General features: G+C 65.0%; 6 protein-coding genes. All 6 read left to right on the plus strand.

From position 1 onward, the window contains the following. Positions 1 to 56: 56 nt before the first annotated feature. The 6 genes from AB4Y84_RS09345 to zipA all read left to right on the plus strand — a co-directional run bounded on the left by AB4Y84_RS09345 (position 57) and on the right by zipA (position 6,740). Positions 57 to 602: a CbrC family protein gene (locus AB4Y84_RS09345; RefSeq protein WP_442244327.1), complete on the plus strand. Its 546-nt coding sequence runs from the start codon at positions 57 to 59 to the stop codon at positions 600 to 602. Positions 603 to 814: 212 nt separating this feature from the next. Then, positions 815 to 1,252, plus strand: coding sequence for a 30S ribosomal protein S6 (gene rpsF / locus AB4Y84_RS09350; RefSeq protein WP_025876882.1), 438 nt, complete (start codon positions 815 to 817; stop codon positions 1,250 to 1,252). Positions 1,253 to 1,263: 11 nt separating this feature from the next. After that, on the plus strand, positions 1,264 to 1,494 hold the full coding sequence (gene rpsR, locus AB4Y84_RS09355; RefSeq protein ID WP_002804494.1) for a 30S ribosomal protein S18: 231 nt from the start codon (positions 1,264 to 1,266) through the stop codon (positions 1,492 to 1,494). Positions 1,495 to 1,599: 105 nt separating this feature from the next. Beyond that, positions 1,600 to 2,052: a 50S ribosomal protein L9 gene (rplI, locus tag AB4Y84_RS09360; protein WP_025876905.1), complete on the plus strand. Its 453-nt coding sequence runs from the start codon at positions 1,600 to 1,602 to the stop codon at positions 2,050 to 2,052. A 400-nt stretch (positions 2,053 to 2,452) separates the two neighbouring features. Continuing rightward, positions 2,453 to 5,956 carry a chromosome segregation protein SMC gene (gene smc, locus AB4Y84_RS09365; RefSeq protein ID WP_442250049.1) on the plus strand — a complete coding sequence of 1,168 codons (3,504 nt, stop codon included), beginning with the start codon at positions 2,453 to 2,455 and terminating at the stop codon, positions 5,954 to 5,956. Between the two features lie 46 nt (positions 5,957 to 6,002). Continuing rightward, positions 6,003 to 6,740: a cell division protein ZipA gene (zipA, locus tag AB4Y84_RS09370; protein ID WP_363732749.1), complete on the plus strand. Its 738-nt coding sequence runs from the start codon at positions 6,003 to 6,005 to the stop codon at positions 6,738 to 6,740. The last annotated feature ends 111 nt before the right edge of the window (positions 6,741 to 6,851 follow it).

Below are 6,851 nucleotides of genomic sequence, written 5' to 3' on the forward strand. Positions count from 1 at the left end.
GTGCCGCATTCGTGTGAGTCGGTCCATGGCGGGACGTTAGCGCAGAGGATCCAAGGATGGAACGTCCGGTTTTCCCCTATTCCCCCAACGCCTACGCGATCTCCTTCGAGGAGGTTGCCGGTGTCTGCGATTGCTGTGGCGAGTCGCGAACGCTGCGCTACCTGTGCAGCTTCCATTGTGCCGGCGATGCGCCGGACTATCTGTGCCCCTGGTGCATCGGCGATGGCCGGGCGGTGGAGCGTTTCCAGGGCGATTTCATCGGCTGGAGCGACATCGAGGGTGTGTCGCCGGACCCGGCCGATCCGCCTCCGACCATTCCCCGCGAACAGTTGCTGGAGATCTGCGAGCGCACACCGGGTTACTTCTCCTGGCAGCAGCCGGTCTGGCTGACCCACTGCAATACTCCTTGTGCCTTCCTGGGCTATGCCGGCCGTGATGATGTGGCGCCGATCCTGGACGAGGTCCGGCCCGACGTGGAAGCGGTCAACCCGCGTGATGCTGGCTGGGTGTTGCAGCACCTGGCCCGGGACGGAATGATGGTGGGCTGCCTGTTCCAGTGCCTGCAATGCGGCCAGCACCGCCTGCATGTGGATCTGGGGTAGTTCAGGTCGTTGAATTTGAAGGAAATATTTTTGATTTCGGGGCGCTGCCTGCGGCCCCTCATTGGCCCCTGAAGGTCCCTGCCTTGTTCACGCCCCCCATCTGCGCCATAATGCGCGGCTTCCTGCCTCCCTGGCAGGATCCCTTGCCCCACCGCGGTATCAACGGCGGGGGGCTGTCCGGCCGCAAGGCCACATCCGAAAGGTAGAAAAACATGAGTCGTCATTACGAAATCGTGTTCATGGTCCATCCGGACCAGAGCGAGCAGGTCCCGGCCATGATCGAGCGCTACAAGTCGCTGGTCGAGAACGGCAACGGCACCATCCACCGTCTGGAAGACTGGGGCCGCCGCCAGCTGGCGTACCCGATCCAGAACCTGGTGAAGGCGCACTACGTGCTGCTGAACATCGAAGTCGACCAGGCCGTTCTGACCGAACTGACCGAGAGCTTCCGCTTCAACGACGCCGTGCTGCGCAACCTGGTCATCAAGCGTGACGAGGCTGACACCGAGCAGTCGCTGATCATGAAGAGCAAGGACGAGAAGGGCGACAAGCCCGAGCGTGGTGAGCGTCGTCGTCGTGATGACGAAGAAGGCGAAACCACCCCCGCCGCTGACAACGATGCCGGCGACGACGCCGCTTCGGCCGCCTAAGGAGCACTGACATGTCCAAGTTCTTCCGTCGCCGCAAGTTCTGCAAGTTCACGGCCGAAGGTGTCAAGGAGATCGACTACAAGGATCTCAACACCCTGCGCCAGTACCTGACCGAGAACGGCAAGATCGTGCCGAGCCGCGTCACCGGTACCAAGTCGAAGTACCAGCGTCAGCTGGCGACCGCCGTCAAGCGCGCTCGCTTCCTGGCCCTGATTCCGTACACCGACAACCACGACGTCTGATGCCGGCGGGGCAGCTTCGCGCTGCCCCCGCTGTGCCAGCTATTCGGACAGCCTTTGTTGCGGGGCCCGCGCCTCGCTAACGAATAACTTATCTGGAGCAATACCATGCAGCTGATCCTCCTGCAGAAAGTCACCAACCTCGGCAACCTGGGCGACCTGGTCGACGTGAAGCCGGGCTACGGCCGTAACTTCCTCGTGCCGCAGGGCAAGGCCGTTCCGGCCACCGAGAGCAACAAGGCCGAGTTCGAAGCCAAGCGCGCCGATTACGAAGCCAAGGCCCAGTCCATCCACGCTGAAGCCGAAGCCCGCAAGGCCAAGCTGGAAGGCGCGAGCGTGACCGTCGCCGCCAACGCTTCGACCGAAGGCAAGCTGTACGGCTCGGTCGGCGCCCGCGAAATCGCCGATGCCTTCACCGCTGCCGGCCTGGCGCTGAGCAAGAGCGAAGTCATCCTGGGCGAAGGCGCCTTCCGCAACATTGGCGAGTACGAAGTCCTGGTGCACCTGCACGCGGACGTCGAGACCACCGTCAAGGTCGTGGTTGAAGCCGAAAAGGCCTGATCCCACGCCGCAAGGCCTGGTATCACCAGAACGGGCGCCCGCAAGGGTGCCCGTTTTGTTTTGGGGCGGCCCGTCCGGCCGGGTCGGTGCTTGGCGTGCGACGCCCGTGTCGATAGATCCTGGATGAATCCATGAAGATCAATGCGTTGGTCTCATTTTCCGGACCCGGGTCGGTTTACGGGGCGGTCCCCGGCAGAGCGGGGAAGCACCAGCGGGCGTGAGCGCTGAGCCTCCTCCCACGGTCATCCCGCCCGTGGAACATTGGCCCCGCTATACTCATTCCATTGCGTCACCCTTGGCCTTGTTGAATTCTTTTGAAATCAAGGGCTTGAGGTGCTGGCTGACCTGACATCCACTATGGTGGCGGCCGTAAGGCCCTTGCCCGGAACCCAATCACGCCATGCGTCTTTCCACGATCAAGCTGTCCGGCTTCAAGTCCTTCGTCGATCCGACCACCCTGCACCTGCCGACCAACATGACCGGCGTGGTAGGCCCCAATGGCTGCGGCAAGTCGAACATCATCGATGCGGTGCGTTGGGTCATGGGCGAAAGTTCGGCCAGCCGCCTGCGTGGTGACTCGCTCACCGACGTGATCTTCTCCGGTTCCAATGCCCGCAAGCCGGTCTCGCAGGCCACCGTCGAGCTGATCTTCGACAATTCCGACCACACGATCTCCGGCGAGTACGCCTCGTTCAACGAGATCTCGGTCAAGCGCACCGTCAGCCGTGACGGCAGCAGCAACTATTACCTCAACGGCACCAAGTGCCGTCGTCGCGACATCACCGACCTGTTCCTCGGCACTGGCCTGGGCCCGCGCAGCTACTCGATCATCGAGCAGGGGATGATCAGCCAGATCATCGARGCGCGCCCGGAAGACCTGCGCGTSTACCTGGAAGAGGCSGCCGGCATCTCCAAGTACAAGGAGCGCCGCAAGGAAACCGAGACCCGCATCCGCCACACCCGCGAGAACCTGGACCGCCTTGGCGACCTGCGCGAGGAAATCACCAAGCAGCTCGAGCACCTCAAGCGGCAGGCCAAGCAGGCCGAGCAGTACCAGGCGTTGCAGGAAGAACGCCGGGTCAAGGATGCGGAGTGGAAGGCGCTGGAATACCGTGGCCTGGATGGTCGCCTGTCCAAGCTGCGCGAAGGGCTGTCGCAGGAAGAAACCAAGCTGCAGCAGCTGATTGCCGACCAGCGCGACGCTGAGGCGCGGATCGAGACTTCCCGCGTGCGCCGCGAGGAGGCTGCCGACGCGCTCAATGCCGCGCAGGCCGAGGTCTACCAGGTGGGCAGTACGCTGGCCCGTCTCGAACAGCAGATCCAGCACCAGCGCGAACTGTCGCAGCGTCTGCACAAGGCGCGCGATGAAACCCGCCAGGCACTGGCCGAGCTTGGCCAGCACATCAGTGGTGACGAAGCCAAGCTGATGGTGCTGCGCGAAGCGGTCGATGCGGCCACCCCGCAGCTGGAAGAACTGCAGGAAGAGAACGAGATCAAGCAGGAAGGCCTGCGTGAGGCCGAAGCGCGGTTGTCCGATTGGCAGCAGCGTTGGGAGCAGCACACCTCGCAGAGCTCGGAAGCCTCGCGCGCTGGCGAGGTCGAGCGCACCCGCGTGGACTACCTGGACAAGCAGATCCTTGATGCCGATCGCCGCCGCGAAGCGCTGGCGGCCGAACGTGCTGGGCTGGACGTGGATGCACTGGATGAAGTCTTCGAGCAGCTGCACCTGCAGCACGATACGCAGAAGACCGCGCTGGATGAGCTGACCGAGCAGGTCGAGGAGCGCAAGCACGGTGTCGCCGCCGTGCAGGAGCAGCAGCGCAACGGGCAGAACGAGCTGGCCGAGCTGCGCAAGCAGGTCAATGGCTTGCGCGGGCGCCTGTCTTCGCTGGAAACCCTGCAGCAGGCTGCACTCGGCCAGGAGCAGGGCGCGGCGGTGGCGTGGCTGAAGTCGCGTGGCCTGGATTCGGCCGCGCGCGTGGGCGAGCGCCTGGACGTCGATGCCGGCTGGGAAAACGCAGTGGAAAGCGCCCTCGGCCAGTTGATCGAAGGCGTGCTGGTCGATGACCCGGCCAGCTTGGTCGACGCGCTGGGCGAACTGGGCGAAGGCCGCATCGCGCTGGTTGCCAATGACGGCGCGGACCTGAAGGTTGCGCCGACCTCGCTGGCTGCACGCGTGCGTGGCCCGGCGCCGATCCGGCGCCTGCTTGCGCGCCTGCACGGTGCGCGCGACCTGGCCGAAGCCAATGCACTGCAGGCCAGCCTGCCTGAGGGTGATTCCATCATCACCCAGGGCGGTGAACGCTTGGGCGAAGGCTGGGTGCGCGTATCGCGCTCCGGCGCCGCCAAGCAGGGCGCCTTGCTGCGCGAACGCGAAATCAATGAGCTGCGCGAGCAGATAGAACAGCTGCAATCGCGCGAAGCCGAACTGGAAGAACAGTTGGCCGGTTTCCGTGAGCACCTGCTGGCGGCCGAACAGCAGCGCGAGGATGCGCAGCGCGCGCTGTACTTGGCGCACCGCGCGGTGTCCGAACTGGCCGGCCAGCTGCAGGGCCAGCAGGGCAAGGTCGAGGCGGCACGTACGCGCATCGACCGTATCGAAGGCGAGCTGAGCCAGTTGCTGGAGACCCTGGACATCAATCGCGAGCAGGCGCGTGAAGCGCGTTCGCGGCTGGAGAATGCGGTCAACAGCATGGGTGACCTGGAGTCGAACCGGCAGGGCCTGGAGGGCGAACGCCGTCAGTTGACCGAGGCGCGCGATCTGGCCCGCGACGCCGCCCGTGCGGTACGCGAGCGTTCGCACGCGTTGGCCCTGACCCTGGAATCGCAGCGCGCCCAGGTGGCCTCGTTGAGCCAGGCGCTGGAACGCATGAGCACCCAGCGTGGCCAGCTGGATTCGCGCCTGGGCGAACTGCATTCGCAGCTGGACGAAGGCGATACACCGGTCGAGTCGCTGCAGGCCGAGCACCAGAACGCGCTGGAAGAGCGCGTGCGTGCCGATCGCGTGCTGACCGAAGCGCGCACGCTGCTGGATGGCATCGATGCCGAACTGCGCAACTACGAGCAGACCCGCCACCAGCGCGACGAGCAGGCGTTGTCCCAGCGCGAGCGTATCTCGCAGCGCAAGCTGGACCAGCAGGCGCTGGTACTCAGTGCCGAAACCCTGCAGGGCGCAGTGGAGAAGGCCGGTTTCGTGCTGCAGGATGTAATCAACGCGCTGCCCGAAGAGGCGCGCTTGGGCGACTGGGAACAGGCCGTGCACCAGATCGACGGTCGCATGCGCCGGCTTGAACCGGTCAACCTGGCCGCGATCCACGAGTACGGCGAAGCCTCGCAGCGCTCGGAGTATCTGGATGCCCAGCACGTGGATCTGACCACCGCGCTGGAGACCCTGGAAGATGCGATCCGCAAGATCGACCGCGAAACCCGGGGTCGCTTCAAGGACACCTTCGACCGTGTAAACGCCGGTGTGCAGGCGCTGTATCCGCGCCTGTTCGGCGGCGGCCACGCCTACCTGGAGCTGACCGGCGAAGACCTTCTCGACACCGGTGTGACCATCATGGCGCGCCCCCCGGGCAAGCGGGTGTCGAGCATCTCGCTGCTGTCCGGTGGCGAAAAGGCGATGACCGCCGTGGCGCTGGTGTTTGCGATCTTCCAGCTCAACCCGGCGCCGTTCTGCCTGCTGGACGAAGTGGACGCGCCGCTGGATGAAGCCAACGTCGGCCGCCTGGCCAACATGGTCAAGGAAATGAGCGAGAAGGTGCAGTTCCTGTTCGTCAGCCACAACRAGGCCACGATGGAAGCGGCGCACCAGTTGTCGGGCGTGACGATGCGCGAACCGGGTGTCAGCCGCCTGGTGAGCGTGGACCTGGAAGAAGCCGCGCGATTGGCGGGCGCGGCCTGACGTGCCATCCTAGTTACCTGAATGAACTAGCCGGAGAACCTAACGAATGTCCGACACGGCACTGTTGCGCATCGGCATCCTGGCCGCCGGCCTGCTGTTGGTCGCTGCGATCTTCCTGTTTGGCCGTCCCAAGAAGAAGCCCCAGGGCCGTCGCCTCGATAGCGCTGAACCGACCAGCGGCGAACGCCGCGAGCCGGTGCTGGGCGAGGATGGCGTGCCCGTGACCGACGGCCGCGTCGAGCCTGGCATGGGCGACGCGGTCGAGCAGGCCGAACTGGGGCTGCCCGACGTCGATGGCGCGGCCAACGATCTGGGCAAGCGTGCGACCCAGGATTTCGACAAGATCGTTTCGCTGTTCGTCGCCGCCCGCGCCGGCGAACAACTGCGCGGCGAAGACATTGTCGTGGCAGCGGAAAAGACCGGTCTGGTGTTTGGCCACATGAATGTCTTCCACCGGCTGGTCGAGGGTCATCCCGAACGGGGCCCGATCTTCTCGATGGCCAGCATCATGAAACCGGGAAGCTTCGACATGGGCAACATCCGCGCCATGGAAACCCCGGCCATCGCCTTCTTCCTGACTCTTCCGGCGCCGCTGACCGCGCTGGACGCCTGGGAGAAGATGCTGCCGACCGTGCAGCGCATGGCCGAGCTGCTCGATGGCGTGGTGCTGGATGACGGCCGCAACGCGCTCGGTCGCCAGCGCATCGCCCACATCCGTGATGAGCTGCGCGCCTATGACCGCCAGCACCAGGCCCCGCCGCTGACCAAGACCCCGCGCTGGTAAGCGCGGCAGGTCCTGGCGTGCCGACCAACGGTCGGCACCCACCAGACCAGTAGATCCACGCCATGCGTGGATGGGGCGAACAAAGGTTCGCCCCTGCCAACTGTGTCAGGC

Source organism: Stenotrophomonas sp. 2YAF22, assembly GCF_052114665.1.
GTDB lineage: Bacteria > Pseudomonadota > Gammaproteobacteria > Xanthomonadales > Xanthomonadaceae > Stenotrophomonas > Stenotrophomonas indicatrix.